Raw genomic sequence first — 17748 nt, 5'->3', positions numbered from 1 at the left:
GGCATCTCTTGTGCGACCACGGCGCTAACACGCCAACGCGATTCAGGAAACCACAATGTCTGAAACAGAAGACAACATCCCGGCACCAGTGACCGGCACCCTCATGAAGGGTAAGCGCGGTGTCATTATGGGTGTTGCCAACAAGCACTCCATCGCGTGGGCAATCGCCAGCGCCTGTGCTGCACAGGGTGCGGAACTGGCCTTCACCTATCAGGGTGAGGCTCTTGGCAAGCGCGTTCGTCCGCTGGCAGAAAGCGTTGGCTCTGATCTGGTCCTGCCCTGTGATGTCAGCGATGATGCCGCAATCGACGCCACGTTCGACGAGATCGAAAAGAAGTGGGGCAAGATTGATTTCGTGCTTCACGCCATTGCTTTTGCAGATAAGCAGTACCTGCGTGGTCGTTACATCGACACGCCGCGTGATGCCTTCCTCCAAGCCATGGATATTTCCTGCTACTCCTTCGTGTCCGTCGCACGTCGTGCGTCTGCCATGATGAACGCTGGCGGGTCATTCCTGAGCATGACCTATCTCGGCGCCGAGCGCGTCATGCCGCACTACAACGTCATGGGCGTTGCCAAGGCTGCTCTTGAAGCATCGGTGCGTTACATGGCTGCTGATCTGGGTCGTGACGATATCCGCGTGAACGGTATTTCCGCAGGCCCGATCATGACGCTGGCGGCCAATGGCATCAGCGACTTCCGCTACATCCTGCGGTGGAACCAGCTCAACGCCCCGATGGAGCGTAACGTGACCCTGAAGGACGTTGGCGGTTCGGGCATGTACCTGCTCTCCGACCTCTCCAGCGGCGTGACGGGCGAAATCCATCATGTGGATTGCGGATACCATACGGTTGGCATGAAGAACCCGGCAGCTCCGGACATTGCTGCTGTCAGCTCCGGGGACTGACATGTCAGACAACAGCTTCGGGCAACTCTTTCGTGTCACCACCTGGGGTGAAAGCCACGGGCCGGCCATTGGCTGTGTCGTAGATGGCTGTCCACCCCGCCTGAAGCTGTCCGAAGCGGACATTCAGCCTTGGCTCGACCGCCGTCGACCGGGACAGTCCCGCTTCACGACCCAGCGTCGGGAACCGGATCAGGTCCGGATCCTGTCGGGGGTGTTTGAAGGCCAGACGACTGGCACGCCGATCTCGCTGATGATCGAGAACACCGATCAGCGGTCGAAAGACTATGGTGAGATTGCCCAGAGCTATCGTCCGGGTCATGCCGACATTGCTTATGATTTGAAATATGGCATACGTGATTATCGGGGGGGTGGTCGCTCGTCCGCTCGTGAAACGGCCATGCGTGTCGCAGCGGGTGCTGTCGCTCGTGTGCTGCTGAAAACGTTGGTTGGGGAAGGCTTGAAGATTCGCGCAGCTCTGACAGGGATCGGCGGTCAGACTATTGATCTCTCCCGCTGGGACTGGGACGAAGTGGAGCGCAACCCGCTCTGGTGCCCGGATGCTGCGAGCGTTGGTCCATGGGAAGAGCTACTCGACTCTGTCCGTAAGGATGGATCGTCCATCGGGGCCACTGTTGAAGTTGTCGCGGAAGGCTTGCCGCCGGGCCTCGGTGCGCCAGTCTATGGCAAGCTGGACGCAGACCTTGCTGGTGCTTTGATGGGCATCAATGGCGTGAAGGGCGTTGAGATCGGCGATGGTTTTGCTGTCGCGGCTCTTCGTGGTGAGCAGAATGCTGATCCGATTGCGCCCGGGCCGCAGTTCGCATCCAACCATGCCGGTGGCATCTTGGGAGGCATCTCCACGGGGCAACCGATCGTGGCTCGCTTTGCCATCAAGCCAACCAGTTCAATCCTGACGCCCGTGCCGAGCATCAATAGTGCAGGGGATTCGGTGGAAGTTCGCACCAAGGGACGACACGATCCGTGCATCGGTATCCGTGCCGTGCCTGTGGCGGAAGCCATGATGGCCTGCGTTCTGGCAGATCACCTGCTGCGTAATTATGCGCAGTGTGGCTGGGACAACTGATCCCAGCCTTTAAACTTTAGCTGGCGAGCTTGGCGTCCAGGGTGATCTCTGTATTGAGAACCTTGGACATCGGACAGCCGATCTTCGCCTTGTTGGCGGCATCGAGAAAGTCGGCCTCAGTCGCGTTCGGCACCACGCCACGAAGCGTCAGATGGGCCTTCGTGACGGCAAAGCCATCGCCAACCTTATCCAGGGAAATTGTCGACTCCGTATCGAGGGAGTCGGCTGTAAAGCCTGCATCACCAAGGATCAGAGAGAGCGCCATTGTGAAGCAGCTGGCGTGAGCCGCGCCGAGCAGTTCTTCCGGGTTGGTGCCGGGCTTGTCTTCGAATCGCGTGTTGAAACCATAAGGCTGATCTTGAAGGGCGCCGCTCTGCGTCGAGATGGTGCCCTTGCCTTCCTTAATGGTGCCGCTCCAGTGGGCCGAAGCTTTCTTGTTGATGGTCATGAGACGCTCTCCGCGTGTTGGGGGATGCTGTCTCCAACGTGACCAGACAGGAAACGTTGCCGTGAAAAAGCCGTGTGGTGTGGTTGTGATGCCACTCAGGAAAAGCCTCCTTGGGGATGAATGGGAACCTATGGCGGTTTTCTGCGATTGCCCCAATATATAGGGGTGTGGATCGTTTATGCCCCTAGATATGGATGACTCCAAATTCACAGCTCTTTCCAATTTGCAAGAGAAGAGTTCGCTTGCAGTGACGGGCGCGGGTGTGGAATTGGAGGGGCATCAAATCGAAAAAATTAGACTGCCGGAGCAGAGCGCAATGACACTTCATGACGTGACGATGGACACGCCACATACGGCCGACCGCCCGCATGACGTGCTTCCGCCTGTTGACCATCCTGTTGGCGAGCGTGCCGTTGGGGAGGGGGAAGAAACGCCGGACATGTTCGATGATGTCGTGCAGCTTCCGGGTCATCATGCCGTCCGTGTGGATCGTTCACGTGATTCGCTTCTGACGGATTTTGGCAAGGCGACTCTGAACAACCGCTACCTTCTGCCGGGCGAGCATTATCAGGATCTGTTTGCGCGTGTTGCGTCCTATTACGGGGCGGATCAGGGCCATGCCCAGCGTATTTATGATTACATTTCGCGCCACTGGTTCATGCCAGCTACACCGATTCTATCTAACGGTGGAACGTCCCGCGGTTTGCCGATTTCCTGCTTCCTGAACGAAGCGGAAGACAGCCTTGAGGGTATTGTCGGTCTCTGGAACGAGAATGTCTGGCTGGCGTCCAAGGGCGGCGGGATTGGCTCCTATTGGGGCAATCTGCGCTCAATCGGCGAGAACATCGGTCGTAACGGCAAGACGTCCGGCGTCATTCCGTTCATCCGCGTGATGGACAGCCTGACACTGGCCATTTCGCAGGGGTCCCTGCGGCGTGGGTCTGCGGCTGTGTATCTGCCGGTCTGGCATCCTGAAATCGAAGAATTCACGGAAATGCGCCGCCCGACGGGTGGTGACCCAAACCGTAAGGCTTTGAACCTGCATCATGGCGTTCTGGTCACAGATGCCTTTATGCGGGCTGTTGAGGCTGACGAAGAATGGCCCCTGCTGTCTCCAAAGGATCACAGCATCATCCGCAAGGTTTCCGCGCGTGGGCTTTGGATTCGCATCCTGACGGCCCGTATGGAGCAGGGCGAGCCGTACGTCATCTACTCGGATCATGTGAACCGCGCCCGCCCCGAGCATCACAAGCTGGCCGGGCTTGAGGTCAAGACCTCCAATCTCTGCGCCGAGATCACGCTGCCAACTGGTATCGATCATCATGGTAAGAACCGGACGGCTGTCTGCTGCCTGTCTTCCCTAAACCTGGAAACGTGGGACGAGTGGAAGGACGATCCGCAGTTCATCGAGGACGTCATGCTGTTCCTCGACAACGTTCTGCAGGATTTCATTGACCGTGCGCCGGACGACATGGCGCGTGCCAAGTATGCCGCTGCCCGGGAGCGCTCTGTCGGTCTTGGCGTGATGGGATACCATTCCTTCCTTCAGGCCCGGATGATCCCGTTCGAGAGCGTGATGGCGAAGGTCTGGAACAAAAAGATCTTCCAGCATATCCGCGCTCAGGCCGATGCGGCGTCAAAGAAGCTGGCGGAACTGCGTGGCCCGTGCCCGGATGCCGAGGAATACGGCTTCATGGAGCGTTTCTCGCACAAGCTGGCGATTGCTCCGACGGCATCCATTTCCATCATCACGGGTAATGCCAGCCCAGGTATTGAGCCGATCAGTGCCAACGTCTTCCTTCAGAAGACCCTGTCCGGCTCGTTCTCGGTCCGTAACCGTCATCTGACCACGATCCTTGAAGAGCGCGGCCAGAACACGGACAAGGTGTGGTCTGACATCACCCTGAGCAAAGGCTCCGTTCAGCATCTGGACTTCCTGACGCAAGATGAGAAGGACGTCTTCAAGACGGCCTTCGAACTGGATCAGCGCTGGGTTGTCGAGCATGCCGCAGACCGTGCGCCGTTCATCTGTCAGGCACAGTCGGTCAACCTCTTCCTGCCGGCGGATGTGCATAAGCGCGACCTGCATCAGATCCACTTCCAGGCCTGGAAGAAAGGCCTGAAGTCTCTGTATTACTGCCGTTCCCTGTCAGTGCAGCGGGCCGATGCGGTCTCCACGCTGGCCGTGAAGAGCGACATTCTGGACGACGAGAAGTACGAAGCTACCGTGCAGGCTGCTCCGCGTGGCAAAATGAGCAGTGGCGATTACGACGAGTGCCTCGCCTGTCAGTAAGGCAGGTTGGTACTATCGGTTTGAAAAGCCCGGCTCCTCGTTTGGGGAGCCGGGTTTCTTTATGTTCTCAGGGCGTGTCAGACGCTCTGACGCGACGGAAACCCAGCCAGAGCAGGATGAGCCCCAGTGCTGTAGCGATCCATCCGAATGTTGCGCCTGGAGGTGCAAAATGAAAGTGGATCCGGGTCGGTCCTGCAGGAAGCGGGATACGTTCAAATAACCCGTCCCACACTTCCGGGACGATGGCAGTGCCATTCACCTCGGCCGTCCATCCCGGCAGCATGACCTCGCGACGGATAAGATAAGTCGGCGCCGGGCAGTTTGCGGCAAGCGTCTCCCGGTCTTTCAGAGTAAGGGTGCAGGCTGCTTCAGTCTCAAAATAGGGGGCAGCGCTCTTCAGTCGGATGAGATCTCCGGTTCCCGTGTGTAGGATGGGCATCATGGCTTCGCGCACAGCATCTGTCTCAAAGCGGATGCGCGGCCAAGCCACATGATCCTTCACGGTGGACCAGATCATAACGTCTGTGGTGGCCTCTTTGAGGCTCAATGTCAGGGTGTGGGCATCGGCTGGAATGATTTTATCCAGTTCGATCGACGTCAGGCCGTTGTCTGTGGCCTCTTTCAGCCGTGTCTGACCCGTTGCGCATTGCGTGTTGGAACAAACGGACAGGATCAGAATTCCATTCGAGTTGCCAGCGTAAGTGCCCAGTTGCAGCGTTGCCAGGCGGCTGACCGGCTTTTCCCATGATGAAATATTGATTGTGACTTCTGGGGCGTTTGGCGTCAGAGGAAAGCCGTTTGGCTGGCGGTTTTCTAGGGGGTAGGGCGCAATGCTTGGTATGCCATGACCCGGAGGAACCAGCAGGGCTGACACGCCGAGTTTGGCAAATAGATCAGGATGCCGGGCTAAAGAGGCTTCCAGAAAGGCATCCCCGTTTTCAGCAAAAGGATAGGAGCCATTAAAGGTTACGGCGTCGACTTTTGAGCCGAAGTCCTGTTTCAGGCGCTCGATCCATGCTTTCGGCGTGGGAATGGCGTTGTGATTGATAGAGGCGATCCGCAGATAAGCGCCATAATTTGGCTCAATCGGGCCAATGGTCACGAAGCGCTGTAGGCCGGTTTCACCCTGTAGTGCCGTAATAAGGCGTTGGTCTGGATGGGGTTGTTCCGGATAGGCGCTTAGAAGAGGAAATCCGAACAATAAAAGGGTCTCACAAAAGAGAACCGTTCCAATAATTTTCGGATGTTTCCGGCTCACTGCAAGAAAAACCACAACAGCCAAGCAGAGGCTGCCAAAAGTCAGCGATCCTACTGCATAGATGTGGGAGGAAACTGCTCCTTCGGAAACCGAACGAAGTTTAGTCAGGAACTGATGATCCAGACCATAGGTCGTGACAATCAGGGCGCTCATCACACAAGCAGACAGGATGATTGCTCTGCGGCGCCACACACCACGGAACATGTCATCGAGGGCGAAGGCTGCAAGAAGGATCAGACAGCTTTCCACCATGGGTTCGCAAAGGCGAAAGAATACGGTGTGTCCAAGTCCTGGCACCAGATCGACGAGTTGAGTAAGCCCCGGAACACCGGCTTGTTTTCCTACTACAGCAAGGAAAATGCCGAGCAGCAGGAAGCGCAGCCCTCGCTCGTTGTTGCCCCCAATGGCGCATAAAGCCAGAAACGGAAGAGTAAGCCCGCAATAGCCTCCTAGGGCATACCATGCATCCAATTCGGAGCCGTAGAATATGGGACCGTTGATGTAGGGGAATAGCAGCATCGACCATGCCTGATGCGGCAGGGTCTCATCATTGATGCCGCCGTGAACACCGATGTCAGCATGGGGTAGGAATGTCAGAAAAGCGAGGAGTTGCGGGGCGGCAATCAAACCAGCCGTGAGGCCCCCAAGGCAGATGTGAAGGGCAAAGCGGGATCTGCTGCCAGGAGCAGTCTGGAAAAAGCGTAGAACTGCAAGCCCGAGCGCGATCAGTCCTAAAAGAAAGGCAGTTTCGGGAAAGCCTGCCAACAGGAGATAGGTCAGGCTTAGAGCAAGCCAGCCCCAATTCCCGGTTCGGGCACGTTCCACGCCATAGAGAGCGAGAGGCAGAAAGGCGAGGGGTTCAGACGGGCCGTCCGAAGCCCATGCATAGGTGCCGTTGAAAGCATAGAGCAGGCCACCGATCAGCGCGGCGCGCGGATCGAGGCGCAGCTGTTTCAAAAATGCATATGTGGACAGGCCCGCGATGATTTGCAGAGTGCACTTCATCATCAGGAGACCATTCGGCAGCCCCAGAAACAGCACGAATGGTAGAAAAAATGCGGCAGGCTGGTATTCGCCCGCCAAAGGCATGCCGACACCGCTGTAGGGATTCCACCAAGGAATGACACCATGCACCCAGTCGTGCGCCACAAGTCGGCCGAGGGCTTCTACGAAAACGCCTGCGCAACCGTCGATCCAGCCTGGATGTCCCGGGATTAGTCCCTTCGCGGCATTCGCAGAGTTCTGCACCATTAGTGACGTCGTCATCATTGGGTCGCTGGAGCGTAATCCGAGCCACTCCGGCAGGTAGATGCAGATTGGCAGGAGGATCAGCGCGAGAAGGTGAGAGCGCGGCCAGAAGCGACGCGTTTTCTGGGGCATGGAAGCTCCGCCGGGAGGATTGTGTTCTTTGCATAACTACAGCCTTCCGGTCCTTCAAGAGATTGCGCTGTGACGCGTGACTATGATCGCATCCGAAGCTATGCTTGGAGCAGCAGGAAACCCAAAGGCCAGACAGGCTGCGTACCTTAGCGCCCTTTGATGGAAAGCCTTTGTCCTGGTTAAGATATTGAGAAAACACGTTATTCGTGCGTCTGTGGCTTTTCCGTAAGGAGAGGTAAGGTGCACTGAAAACGTGTCTTTGAGGAAAGTAAGGTCATGAGCAACACGACCCCGAATGCTGGCGAAACGCCAGCGACCGAGCAGCATTATGACCTGATGACTGCGAACCCGGTGTACAAACCGTTTCGCTACCCGTGGGCCTATGATGCCTGGCTAACCCAGCAGCGCGTTCACTGGCTCCCGGAAGAAGTTCCGCTGGCTGATGACGTGAAAGATTGGCACCGTACGTTGACGGAAGCCGAGCAGCATCTCGTGACGCAGATTTTCCGCTTCTTCACGCAGGCGGACGTGGAAGTGAATTCCGCGTACATGAAATATTACAGCCAGGTCTTCAAGCCGACCGAAGTGCTGATGATGCTGTCGTCGTTCTCGAACATCGAGACGATCCACATTGCGGCCTATTCCCATCTTCTCGATACCATCGGGATGCCCGAAACAGAATATTCGGCCTTCCTGAAGTACAAGGAGATGAAGGACAAATACGATTTCATGCAGTCGTTTAACATCGACAACAAGCGTGAGATCGCGAAGACCATGGCGGCCTTCGGCGCCTTCATGGAAGGGCTTCAGCTTTTCGCATCGTTCGCGATCCTGCTGAACTTCCCGCGCTTCAACAAGCTCAAGGGCATGGGGCAGATTGTCTCTTGGTCCGTGCGTGATGAAACGCTGCACTGCCTGTCCATGATCCGTCTGTTCCGCACGTTTATTCGTGAGAATCCGGAACTGTGGACGGAAGATTTCCGTGAAGAATTGAAGGAAATCTGCCGCACGACCGTTGAGCATGAAGACGCGTTCATTGATCTGGCTTTTGAAATGGGCCCGGTTGAGGGAATGTCCTCGGAAGACGTCAAGCGTTACATCCGCTTCATTGCGGATCGTCGTCTGACGCAGCTTGGTCTTGATCCGGTTTATGGTGAGGAAGAAAATCCGCTCCCGTGGATTGATGACATGCTGAACGCTGTTGAGCACGCCAACTTCTTCGAAAACCGTTCCACGGAATACTCCCGTGCCTCTACGTCCGGCACCTGGGAAGAAGCCTTCGAAGGCAGCGTCTTCGAATAATCTGCGGATAGGGAAGAGTCAGCTTTCGGGCAGGCTCTCTCCCCGTCGCAGAACCCGTTCGGCCGCATCGGTAAAGCGGCCATCCTCTTCATGCAAAATCAGTCCCGGACGCAGGCGAAAGATGCCTTTGCCGCCGTGGATGGCCTGGATTAGCACCAGCTTCGCTTCCCGCCCCTGTTTGGGCCAGAAGGGGTAGAGCTGGATTGAACCGCTCCCGTTTTCCAAAAGCGTCTGGCAGGCTCTGTCCGTGATCGCTGCGGATATGATGAACGTCAGTGTTCCACCGGGCAGAACCCAGCGGGTGAGGCTGCGGATCCAGGCCTGTGGGTCGGTGTCTTCTGCGCTGAGAGCCAACCGCCGCCGTTCGTCGGGGGAGGGCGTACCATGCGCGCTGTGCCAAGGAGGATTGGCCATCACGTGATGGAAGCGACCATTGGCTGTCGGAGCCAGAGCTCGCAAAGATGATGGGATCGTCGGGAGCACGGCCTGAAGAGCCGAAAGCGATGTTCGCGAGTCTGGAAATGGGTTGTTCAGGAAATTGTGAGCTGCCAATTGTACTGTATCCGCATCGGCCTCTAGCCCAATGCCGCTCACGCCAGCAACCCGTGCTGCAAGGCATAGCAAGCCTGCTCCTGCACCGCATCCTGCCTCCAGAACAGTCTCTCCGGCTCGTGCAGGGACCGCTGCCGCCATCAGGACGGGCTCAAGCCCCGTGCGATAGCCCTTCCGAAATTGTCGGTAGTGGAGTCGTCCGTTGAGCAATGTTCCGTCCCTTTCGTTTTCAGAAAGGGGGGAAGTGCTCTTCAGATGGGCCTTAGGGGGCTGCAATGGGTTGACCACCTTCCTGCTGCCGCTCATATGGTCATTCCAACCTGTCGTCCGGCGTTAATATGGCCTGGTCGCTTTTCCAGACAGGAAGAACGAGCAGGGATACGCCACATCATATCGTGCCTGCACGGTCCTGGGCAGTCCTGGGATAGTGTGCAGGAACTGGAGTAAAGACCCTTGGATTCTGCCGCACCGGATGCTGCCGTGACCGTTGATAAAGCTGTGGTTCAGGGTACAGGTGGCGAAAGCGCACTGTCAGCGCTGTCAGCCTATCTCGAAGAGGACATGCTGGCTTGCAACCGCGCCATTATCGCGCGGATGGAGAGCCCTGTCCCCCTGATCCCGCAGCTTGGCGCTCACCTGGTGGCTGCTGGCGGCAAGCGCCTTCGCCCCCTTCTGACGCTCGCTTCAGCACGGCTGTGTGGTTATCAGCCAGGCCCTGACCATCAGCGTCATGTCGGGCTCGCAGCCTGCGTGGAGTTCATTCACACCGCAACTCTGCTGCATGATGATGTGGTGGACGAGAGCACCCTGCGTCGCGGTCTGGCTTCGGCCAATGCCGTGTTCGGCAACAAGGCGTCCGTTCTGGTGGGGGACTTCCTGTTCGCCCGTTCGTTCCAGCTTATGACGGCAGACGGCTCCCTGAAGGTCATGGCGATCCTGTCAGATGCGTCTGCAACGATTGCTGAGGGCGAAGTCCTTCAGATGGTTGTGCAGAACGACCTCACGACGCCTGTTGAACGGTATCTCGAAGTCATTCACGGCAAGACGGCCGCACTGTTTGCGGCGGCCTGCCGCGTCGGTGCTGTTGTGGCCGAGCGTCCGGATGCCGAAGAGGATGCTCTGGAGCAGTTTGGGACCAATCTGGGCATGGCGTTCCAGCTTGTTGATGACGCGCTGGATTATGCCGCAGACCAGCAGGTTCTGGGCAAGACCGTTGGCGATGATATGCGCGAAGGCAAGATCACCCTGCCAGTCTTGGCCGCCTACGAGGCCGGATCACCGGAAGAGCGTGTGTTCTGGGAGCGCGTTATCGGGGAAGGTGAGCAGACCGAGGAAGATCTGCCTCACGCGCTGAACCTGATTGCGAAAACCGGTGCAATCAATACGACGATCGCCCGGGCGCAGGTCTATGCGGATGCGGCTGTTGAAGCCCTGTCCATTTTCCCGGATAGCGAATTGCGTCGCCTCCTGATTGAGACTGTTCAGTTCACGGTGAATCGGGCGCGCTAAAAAACTCTGTTCTGCGTGAGTCCGCTCAGGGCTGACGCAGACTTTGCTCTCAGGCCGTCAGTGCGAGCGGGCTGAAAAGAGACCATTCCGAAAAACCTAAACGGCTTACGGCGGCTTCCAGGCGTAGCGCATTGAATGGTGCGCTTGTCATAAAAAGCCGGGGCGGTGCTGCAGCGTTGTCTGTTGTGATGGGTGCTAAGGTCTCAAGCACAGTCCGCACCTGACGGGCGACGGCTGGTGCCGGGTCAAGCCAGTTCAGATTGGGGCGTGCAAGGCGTTGAAACGCTGGCATCAGGAATGTGTAATGCGTGCAGCCAAGCCCGACGGTATCGATGTCCTCGCCATGAGGCTGTTCGAACAGGCACGTCAGTTCGCGTTCGACGTCTGCATCCGGAATGTCATCGCCCAGAAAGGCGCGTTCGGCCAGATCAGCCAGTCCACGCGCACCATGGGTGATGAGACGACAATCCGAGGCAAACTCCCGATGCAGTTCCAGCACATAGGGGCGCCGGGCTGTTGCTGACGTGGACAGCAGACCAACGGTCCGGGTCGTGGAAACACGTCCAGCCCAGCGGATAGGGGGGACGCATCCGACAACGGGGATGGAGAGACGTTCCCGGAGCGCCGGCAGGGCGATAGTGCTCGCCGTGTTGCAAGCAATCACCAGAACGTCTGGCTGGACGTCACGGCAGGCCGCTTCGAGCAGGCTGACGATGCGGCCGGTCAGGCGATCATCAGGTTGTTCCCCATACGGAAACAGCGCGGTGTCGGCCAGATAGTCGATCGTGAGGGCGGGGAGGATGTCGCGCAGAGCCTGAACGACACCCATCCCCCCGATGCCCGAGTCAAAAACAAGGCATCGGGACAAAAGGGCAGGAGAGCCCACGGGCGTCAGCCTTCTGCTTTGGCCTTGAGCGCCAGCGCTTCTTCGGCGCTGCCAACACCGCCATGCTTGCGGGACCAGCCACAGGGATCTTCAAGGAAGCGACGAACCTCGGCACTGTCCTTTTCAGAGAAATAATCGCCGCCTGCACAGGCTTCAAGAACATCCCACCACGTGCACAGGGCGTGCAGGGAGATGTCCATCTCTGCCAGCGTTTTGTGAGCGCCGGGGAAGACACCGTAGAAGAACACGACGAAGGTATGGTTCACGATGGCGCCTGCATCGCGCAGGGCATTGGCGAATCGGATTTTGGACGCGCCGTCTGTCGTCAGGTCTTCGACCAGCAGGGTGCGCATGCCATCGGGCACATCACCTTCGATCTGCGCATTGCGGCCAAAGCCCTTCGGCTTTTTGCGGACATACGCCATCGGCGTCATCATGCGGTCCGCGATCCACGCAGCGAACGGAATACCTGCCGTCTCGCCGCCGACAACCGCATCGATGCTTTCATAGCCGATGTGACGTCCGATCTTCTCAACAGCCAACTCCATGATTTTGGTGCGGGCACGCGGGAAGAAGATGATCTTGCGGCAGTCGATATAGACCGGGGACTTCCAGCCTGACGTCAGGGTGTAAGGCTCTTCCGGACGGAAGTTGACGGCCTTGATCTCCAGAAGGATGCGGGCGGTGGTCAGGGCTGCGTCCCGGTCCCACTGGGTGCGACCCGCGATCGGGCTCTCTCCATGTTGTGTCATGATGGTCTCCACTGACGTCGTTTTCTGTGGTTTACCGGCCACAAGACGCAAAGGGTAGTGCCAAATTCGTATGCACTTGTTGCTGTTATAGGGGGACCCAATCTATGCTTGCGCAGTCAGGCCTTGCCCCCTAAGGAGTAAGACCGTTTTTCCTCTTCTGAAGCAGGATCAAAAGTGAGCATCGAAACCAGCCGGATCGGCCGGAAATGCGAACGTGCAGTTGTCACCGCCTATCAGGAACTGCGTGAGGTCGGTCAGCCGGACATGCAGGCCTTTGCCGCATGCACGACGCTTTACCGTATCCATCACCCCGAATCTTCCATCACGGAAGCACGCCGCCTTGTTGCGGAATGGATTGACCATCATGTCGTCCGCAAGGCCGATGGTCAGACTCCGGGCTGCGATTGCTAATCCAGCCCGTGTGGTAGGGGCCTTTCAGCCCCGGTCACCCATGGAAACAAACTCCCGTTTTGTTTCCCCTACGTAAAGCTGGCGAGGGCGTGTAATCCGCCCGGCCGGATCTTCAATCATTTCTTTCCATTGGCTGACCCAGCCCACTGTCCGCGCAACCGCGAATAGAACAGTGAACATGCTTGTCGGAATTCCGAGAGCTTTCAGGATCAGACCTGAGTAGAAATCCACATTCGGATAGAGCTTACGGCTGACGAAATAATCGTCTTCTGTGGCCACTCTTTCCAGTTCCTTGGCAAGGTCGAGCAGCGGATCGCGCTCCAGGCCAAGCTCGGAAATCACTTCATGGCACGTCGCCTGTAGGATTTTCGCGCGCGGATCGAAACTCTTGTAGACGCGATGGCCAAAGCCCATCAGACGAACACTGGAATTTTTGTCTTTGACCTGCTCCAGAAAGGCAGGGATGCCTTCACGGGTTCCGATGGACTGAAGCATGTTTAGGGCAGCTTCATTGGCCCCTCCATGGGCAGGCCCCCAGAGCGCAGCAATGCCGGCAGAGATGCAGGCGTATGGATTGGCGCCGGTAGAACCAACCAGTCGAACCGTTGTGGTTGATGCGTTCTGCTCATGATCGGCGTGTAGAAGCAGGATCCGATCCATGGCGCGTGCCAGGACCGGGTTGACCCGGTAGTGGTTGCCTGGTCTGGCGAAAAGCATGTGCAGGAAATTCTCGGAGAACGACATCTCTTCATCCGGATAGATGAAGGGCTCTCCGATGGAGTATTTATAAGCCCATGCGGCGATGGTGGGCACTTTGGCAATCAGGCGGCGGGCAGAGAGATCGCGGTCTTCGGCCTGTGAAATATCCAGACCATCATGATAAAATGCTGATAGCGCGCCGACGGTGCCGCACAGGATCGCCATCGGGTGAGCGTCGCGGCGGAAACCGTTGAAGAAATTCCGGATCTGCTCGTTAAGCAGCCGGTGGGTGTTCATATCAGCCTGAAAAGCCTGATATTGCGCCGTTGTCGGCAGCTCTCCGTAAAGCAGCAGATAAGCAGTTTCCGTGAAGCTGGCATTGAGAGCCAGGTCTTCAATGGGATAGCCACGGTGGAGAAGCGTTCCCTCATCCCCGTCAATGAATGTGATCTTGCTGGTGCAGGTTGCCGTTCCCGTCAGGCCGGGATCAAAGGAAAATATACCAAGCTGCTGTTGGATTCCACGCAGATCCGCGACGTCCGGTCCCATGGTGCCCTTCAGAAGAGGGGCTTGCATGGAAGCGCCGCCAGCATGAAGGGTAGCAGTTTCGGACTTTGGATCGTGCATGGAACAAGCGCCTGTCTGGCAGAGTGACGGGAAGAGTCAAAGTTTAGGGTGTAGGGGTTTTCCCTGTCCAGAGACACTACCTGTCGGGCCGTCGAAGGGCTCAAAAAAAGCAGGGAAACCTAAAAACGGCGTGAAACCGCGCGCCTTAAAGTTTTTGTTAATAAAATTGTGTTTTTGAATGCGTTTCCGCTACAACCCGCGCTCTTCACATCGTCAGGTTTAGAAAATCTGCGATTTCCTTTTCCATCAAAACAGGATCTTCATGTCTCAGATAGTTTCTTCAGGTCAGGCAATCTCCGGGGGTATCGTCAGCGGAGAGGGTAACATTCTGACCGTTGAAAATGGTGGTTCTGTTCAGAGGGTGACTGTTGTGAGTGGGGGTACTGTTTCTGACAGGGGAGAAGATCGTTTTCTTACCATCAGTAATGGTGGAACCCTGACAGTCGGCTCCGCAGGTAGGTCCTACAATGCGACTGTTCTGTCCGGGGGGCTCCAGGCCATTACGAACGGCGGCCATGCCTACAATGTAGCCGTCAGCAGCGGCGGAATGCAGGTTACGTCTTCAGGCGGCCAGTTGACCCATACACAGCTGAACCCGGGCGCTACTCTGTCGGCTCTGCCAGGGTCTATTGTCGATCATGCTGAGGTCCGCAGCGGAGCCTCGTTCTATGTCGCGTCGGGAGCAATTGCCGATACAACAGTCATTTCCTCAGGTGCGGTGCTGACACTGCAAAGCGGAGGCACCCTGAGTGAGACGATTTTGTTGTCAGGTGGACGGATTGATCTAGACGGACTGAGCTATTCGGACGGAGAGACGGCGACGTTTGTCAGCAGTGGGGGCGCTTATTATCTGAACGTCACATCTGCTGGAAACACCATTTATTCCACACGGATGCAGGGCGATTACAGCAGCAATGGTGTAACCCTGACAAAAGATGATGACGGTTCAACAATCGCTGCGCTTGGGCCGGTTTGCTTTCTTGGAGGAAGCCTGATCCAGACACCGGCTGGTGAGGTCGCTGTTGAAGACCTGCGTGCCGGAGATGATGTTGTGGTCATTCGGGATGGTGCCGAGCAGGTTGAGCGTCTGAGTTGGGTTGGCAGTAAGAAAGCGCAGGTTCGCCAAGGGCCACATCTTGATATGGCAGGATATCCGGTCCGCATTTGTGCAGGTGCTGTGGCCGAAGGTACCCCCCATACGGATCTGCTTCTGACGCCAGAGCATTGCCTCTATCTGGATGATGTGTTCATTCCAGTGCGTATGCTCGTAAATGGCGGCAGCATTGCTTACGCAACAGACATTACGTCCTATGACTACTACCATGTTGAGACAGCCCATCATGATGTGATCGTGGCAAACGGTCTGAACACAGAGAGCTATCTCGACACAGGAAATCGCAACAGCTTTGCTCAGCCAGGGAGCATTGCTCACTTCTCAACTGTTACGAAAAGCTGGGTGCATGACGCTTCTGCGCCATTGGTGACGGGTCGGGCAGTCGTAGAGCCTGTTCATGCCCGTCTGGCTCAGCGCTCTGAACAGCTTGGCCTCACTGTTGCGTGCGCAGTTGAAACAACGCGTGCACATGATTTGCACCTTGAAACGCAAGCAGGCCAGCGCATTGCTCCCATGCGGCAGGTTGAAGGACGCTTCCTGTTTTCGCTACCGAGGGGCGCGCGTGCTGTCCGTCTGGTGTCACAGGCATCTCGGTTGTGTGATTCGGTTGGCCCCTATCTGGATGACAGGCGGGTGCTTGGTGTTCTGACGAGAGCAATCCGTCTCTGGGATGGGCAGGGCATGCGCGAGCTTATGCTACTGCAACCTGAACAAGCTGACGGTTGGTATGCCGCAGATCCGTCCGGCATGCGGTGGACGAACGGCAGTGCTCTCCTTGAACTTGGGCTGCGTTCAGCGACGGAAGCCGGAGTGCTCGAAATTGAGGTGGTTGAGGCTGGACCTTATGTAAAGCCTGAACCTGCCGAAAGGCGCCTTACTCTTCTCTGCGCCTGAATGTAGTTGATTAAGCCAGTCAGGGCGTAAGAACCTGACTGGCTTGAACAGTGGAAGGTCGGACATTGACCCAGCCTTCTGCTGTCTGAAAGACTGTCAGGGTTGCTGGTGCATACCCGTATCTCAGTGCGGCAAAGGCATCATTCTTGAGAGCGGCTCCTGCAAGATCATGAGCCAATGTTCCTATGGCAGGATTGTGCCCGATGAGGAGCAACGTCCGGATATCATCCGATGTCGCGTGAATGAAACCGTAAAGGGTGTCGAGACCTGCTCCGTAGAGGTTGCCTTCAATCTGCGGAATAATCGTATCAGGCAGAGCGGAAAGAACGCCCTTTGCCGTTTCCTGTGTTCGACGGGCAGAACTGCAAATCACCTGAAAGGGATGAGGTAGCTCCAGCCCCGCAAGCTGAGCACCAATTCTTGCCGCCTGTTGATGGCCCGTCGCAGTCAGTGGCCGCTCGATATCACCCGCTCCCGAATAAAGATGGGGGCCAGCTTCAGCGTGCCGCAGGACGAGGAGCAGGCGTTCGGCCATTCAGCGTGTACCGTGGTGGGCTTGGGCGGCAATCGCTTCGTGATGTCTAATGACCTCCCTGATAACGAATGCCAGAAATTTTTCAGCAAAATCAGGGTCCAGATGTGCGTCCCGCGCAAGCTGGCGCAGGCGTTCGATCTGCCGGGCTTCACGGTTGGGGTCCGCGGCAGGAAGGCTGGAACGTGCCTTGAGTTCGCCAACGGCTTTTGTGCAGCGGAACCGCTCTGCCAGCATGTGAATCAGGGCGGCGTCAATATTGTCGATGCTGGCACGCAGGCGCTCAAGTTCTGCGAGGGCGGAAGAGCTGTCAGAAGTCATTGATATCGATCCATGCAAGGTGGCCGCCTTTTCCAGCACCCAGATCTGTAAAGACAGCCGTGCCGCCAAGGCGCCCGGTCCGGCGCCAGGGGCGTCCGTCAGTCGAGCGGCGGTCATGGCCGACATAGACCGTCATTCCGTCCGGAATGCGGTTGATCCAGGTGAGGCGGCGTTCAGGATATCCGTCCGGCTGCATGCGGCCGGTGGTTTCACCAAAAAGGGCGCGAGAGAGGGGGGCAGACATTTCGCCCAGACCCGGAACAGGCGCTTCGGACAGCATGGCGGTATGGAACCCGCCATGCACGAATAGCGCCCGTCCAAGTCGGAGCCATGTCGGAGCTGCAGCAATCGCCTCATAGGTGCGCTGCTGCAGCCCTTCATATTCCGGCAGGGAAAACTGCCGAAGTGTTTCTTCAAGGGGCGGATCACGCCTGAGGCGACGACCTTCCAGCGCGCGCCCCAGCTTGCGGTCATGATTGCCGAGAATAAAAAGCCCGCGATCTGTTTCCAGCAGATCAAGCATCAGCTCCATCACGCCGGCACTGTCTGGGCCGTGATCGACCAGATCTCCCAGCTGGATGACGAAGCGTTCAGTCGCAGTCGCGTGACGGAATGCGTTCAGATCACCATGCACGTCTCCCACCACACGAATACCGTGGTCACGGATTCGCGTCATGATCGGGGCGGGGAGAGGTGGTTCGACGAAAATGGGTTCGATCTTTCAAGGCGTTTTGTCTATCAAAAGGCTTCAACGCCTTAACGTCAATTTTCGATTGAAG

General features: G+C 57.2%; 16 protein-coding genes. 7 read left to right on the top strand and 9 right to left on the bottom strand.

The window, feature by feature from the left end; translation table 11 throughout:
* The first annotated feature begins 55 nt into the window (after positions 1-55).
* Both fabI and aroC read left to right on the top strand, forming a co-directional pair.
* Complete coding sequence (fabI, locus tag KP708_RS07975; RefSeq protein WP_034881234.1) at positions 56-907, top strand: enoyl-ACP reductase FabI; 852 nt, start codon at positions 56-58, stop codon at positions 905-907.
* Between the two features lies 1 nt (position 908).
* Positions 909-1991 (top strand): chorismate synthase, encoded by a 1083-nt coding sequence (gene aroC / locus KP708_RS07970; protein WP_215748806.1) that lies wholly within the window; start codon positions 909-911, stop codon positions 1989-1991.
* 16 nt (positions 1992-2007) lie between these two features.
* On the opposite strand, the gene KP708_RS07965 is transcribed toward aroC, so the two are convergent.
* A complete protein-coding gene (locus KP708_RS07965; protein WP_086634066.1) occupies positions 2008-2439 on the bottom strand; it encodes an OsmC family protein in 432 nt (143 codons plus the stop codon).
* A 439-nt stretch (positions 2440-2878) separates the two neighbouring features.
* Here KP708_RS07965 and KP708_RS07960 point away from each other — a divergent pair, with 439 nt between their 5' ends.
* Positions 2879-4732: a ribonucleoside-diphosphate reductase subunit alpha gene (locus KP708_RS07960; RefSeq protein WP_252347270.1), complete on the top strand. Its 1854-nt coding sequence runs from the start codon at positions 2879-2881 to the stop codon at positions 4730-4732.
* A gap of 67 nt (positions 4733-4799) precedes the next feature.
* Here the strand turns inward: KP708_RS07960 and KP708_RS15740 are convergent, their stop codons facing one another.
* Positions 4800-7370, bottom strand: a complete 2571-nt coding sequence (locus KP708_RS15740) for a YfhO family protein (protein ID WP_252347210.1) — start codon at positions 7368-7370, stop codon at positions 4800-4802.
* A gap of 276 nt (positions 7371-7646) precedes the next feature.
* Between KP708_RS15740 and KP708_RS07950 the strand changes: the two genes are divergently transcribed.
* Positions 7647-8672 carry a ribonucleotide-diphosphate reductase subunit beta gene (locus KP708_RS07950; RefSeq protein ID WP_046899852.1) on the top strand — a complete coding sequence of 342 codons (1026 nt, stop codon included), beginning with the start codon at positions 7647-7649 and terminating at the stop codon, positions 8670-8672.
* 18 nt (positions 8673-8690) lie between these two features.
* Here the strand turns inward: KP708_RS07950 and KP708_RS07945 are convergent, their stop codons facing one another.
* Positions 8691-9530, bottom strand: coding sequence for a tRNA1(Val) (adenine(37)-N6)-methyltransferase (locus KP708_RS07945; protein ID WP_252347209.1), 840 nt, complete (start codon positions 9528-9530; stop codon positions 8691-8693).
* Between the two features lie 147 nt (positions 9531-9677).
* On the opposite strand from KP708_RS07945, the gene KP708_RS07940 reads away from it, so the two are divergent.
* Positions 9678-10733, top strand: coding sequence for a polyprenyl synthetase family protein (locus tag KP708_RS07940; protein WP_086634068.1), 1056 nt, complete (start codon positions 9678-9680; stop codon positions 10731-10733).
* A gap of 49 nt (positions 10734-10782) precedes the next feature.
* On the opposite strand, the gene murI is transcribed toward KP708_RS07940, so the two are convergent.
* Together murI and KP708_RS07930 are read right to left on the bottom strand one after the other, a co-directional pair.
* On the bottom strand, positions 10783-11619 hold the full coding sequence (murI, locus tag KP708_RS07935) for a glutamate racemase (protein WP_215748804.1): 837 nt from the start codon (positions 11617-11619) through the stop codon (positions 10783-10785).
* A 5-nt stretch (positions 11620-11624) separates the two neighbouring features.
* Entirely contained in the window at positions 11625-12371 is a 747-nt protein-coding gene (locus KP708_RS07930) for an orotate phosphoribosyltransferase (protein WP_215748803.1), read from the bottom strand.
* A 174-nt stretch (positions 12372-12545) separates the two neighbouring features.
* Between KP708_RS07930 and KP708_RS07925 the strand changes: the two genes are divergently transcribed.
* The gene (locus tag KP708_RS07925) at positions 12546-12782 is read left to right on the top strand and encodes a hypothetical protein (protein ID WP_046899580.1); all 237 of its coding nucleotides are present in this window, start codon (positions 12546-12548) and stop codon (positions 12780-12782) included.
* A 24-nt stretch (positions 12783-12806) separates the two neighbouring features.
* On the opposite strand, the gene KP708_RS07920 is transcribed toward KP708_RS07925, so the two are convergent.
* Positions 12807-14108 (bottom strand): citrate synthase, encoded by a 1302-nt coding sequence (locus KP708_RS07920; protein WP_215748802.1) that lies wholly within the window; start codon positions 14106-14108, stop codon positions 12807-12809.
* Between the two features lie 262 nt (positions 14109-14370).
* On the opposite strand from KP708_RS07920, the gene KP708_RS07915 reads away from it, so the two are divergent.
* Positions 14371-16116, top strand: a complete 1746-nt coding sequence (locus tag KP708_RS07915) for a Hint domain-containing protein (RefSeq protein ID WP_252347208.1) — start codon at positions 14371-14373, stop codon at positions 16114-16116.
* 19 nt (positions 16117-16135) lie between these two features.
* On the opposite strand, the gene KP708_RS07910 is transcribed toward KP708_RS07915, so the two are convergent.
* Genes KP708_RS07910 through KP708_RS07900 form a run of 3 tightly spaced genes read right to left on the bottom strand, consistent with a single transcriptional unit; the run spans position 16136 to position 17645 of the window.
* Positions 16136-16651: a histidine phosphatase family protein gene (locus KP708_RS07910; protein WP_215748801.1), complete on the bottom strand. Its 516-nt coding sequence runs from the start codon at positions 16649-16651 to the stop codon at positions 16136-16138.
* Positions 16652-16969 carry a chorismate mutase gene (locus KP708_RS07905; RefSeq protein WP_215748800.1) on the bottom strand — a complete coding sequence of 106 codons (318 nt, stop codon included), beginning with the start codon at positions 16967-16969 and terminating at the stop codon, positions 16652-16654.
* Positions 16959-17645 (bottom strand): metallophosphoesterase, encoded by a 687-nt coding sequence (locus KP708_RS07900; protein ID WP_215748799.1) that lies wholly within the window; start codon positions 17643-17645, stop codon positions 16959-16961. The genes KP708_RS07905 and KP708_RS07900 overlap by 11 nt, the downstream gene beginning before the upstream one ends.
* Positions 17646-17748: the final 103 nt, after the last annotated feature.

Origin of the sequence: Gluconobacter sp. P5H9_a (assembly GCF_018812085.1) — a bacterium.
Classification (GTDB): Bacteria; Pseudomonadota; Alphaproteobacteria; order Acetobacterales; family Acetobacteraceae; genus Gluconobacter.
The sequence above is the reverse complement of the archived record's forward strand: the minus strand, read 5'-3'. Positions and strand labels throughout refer to the sequence as shown.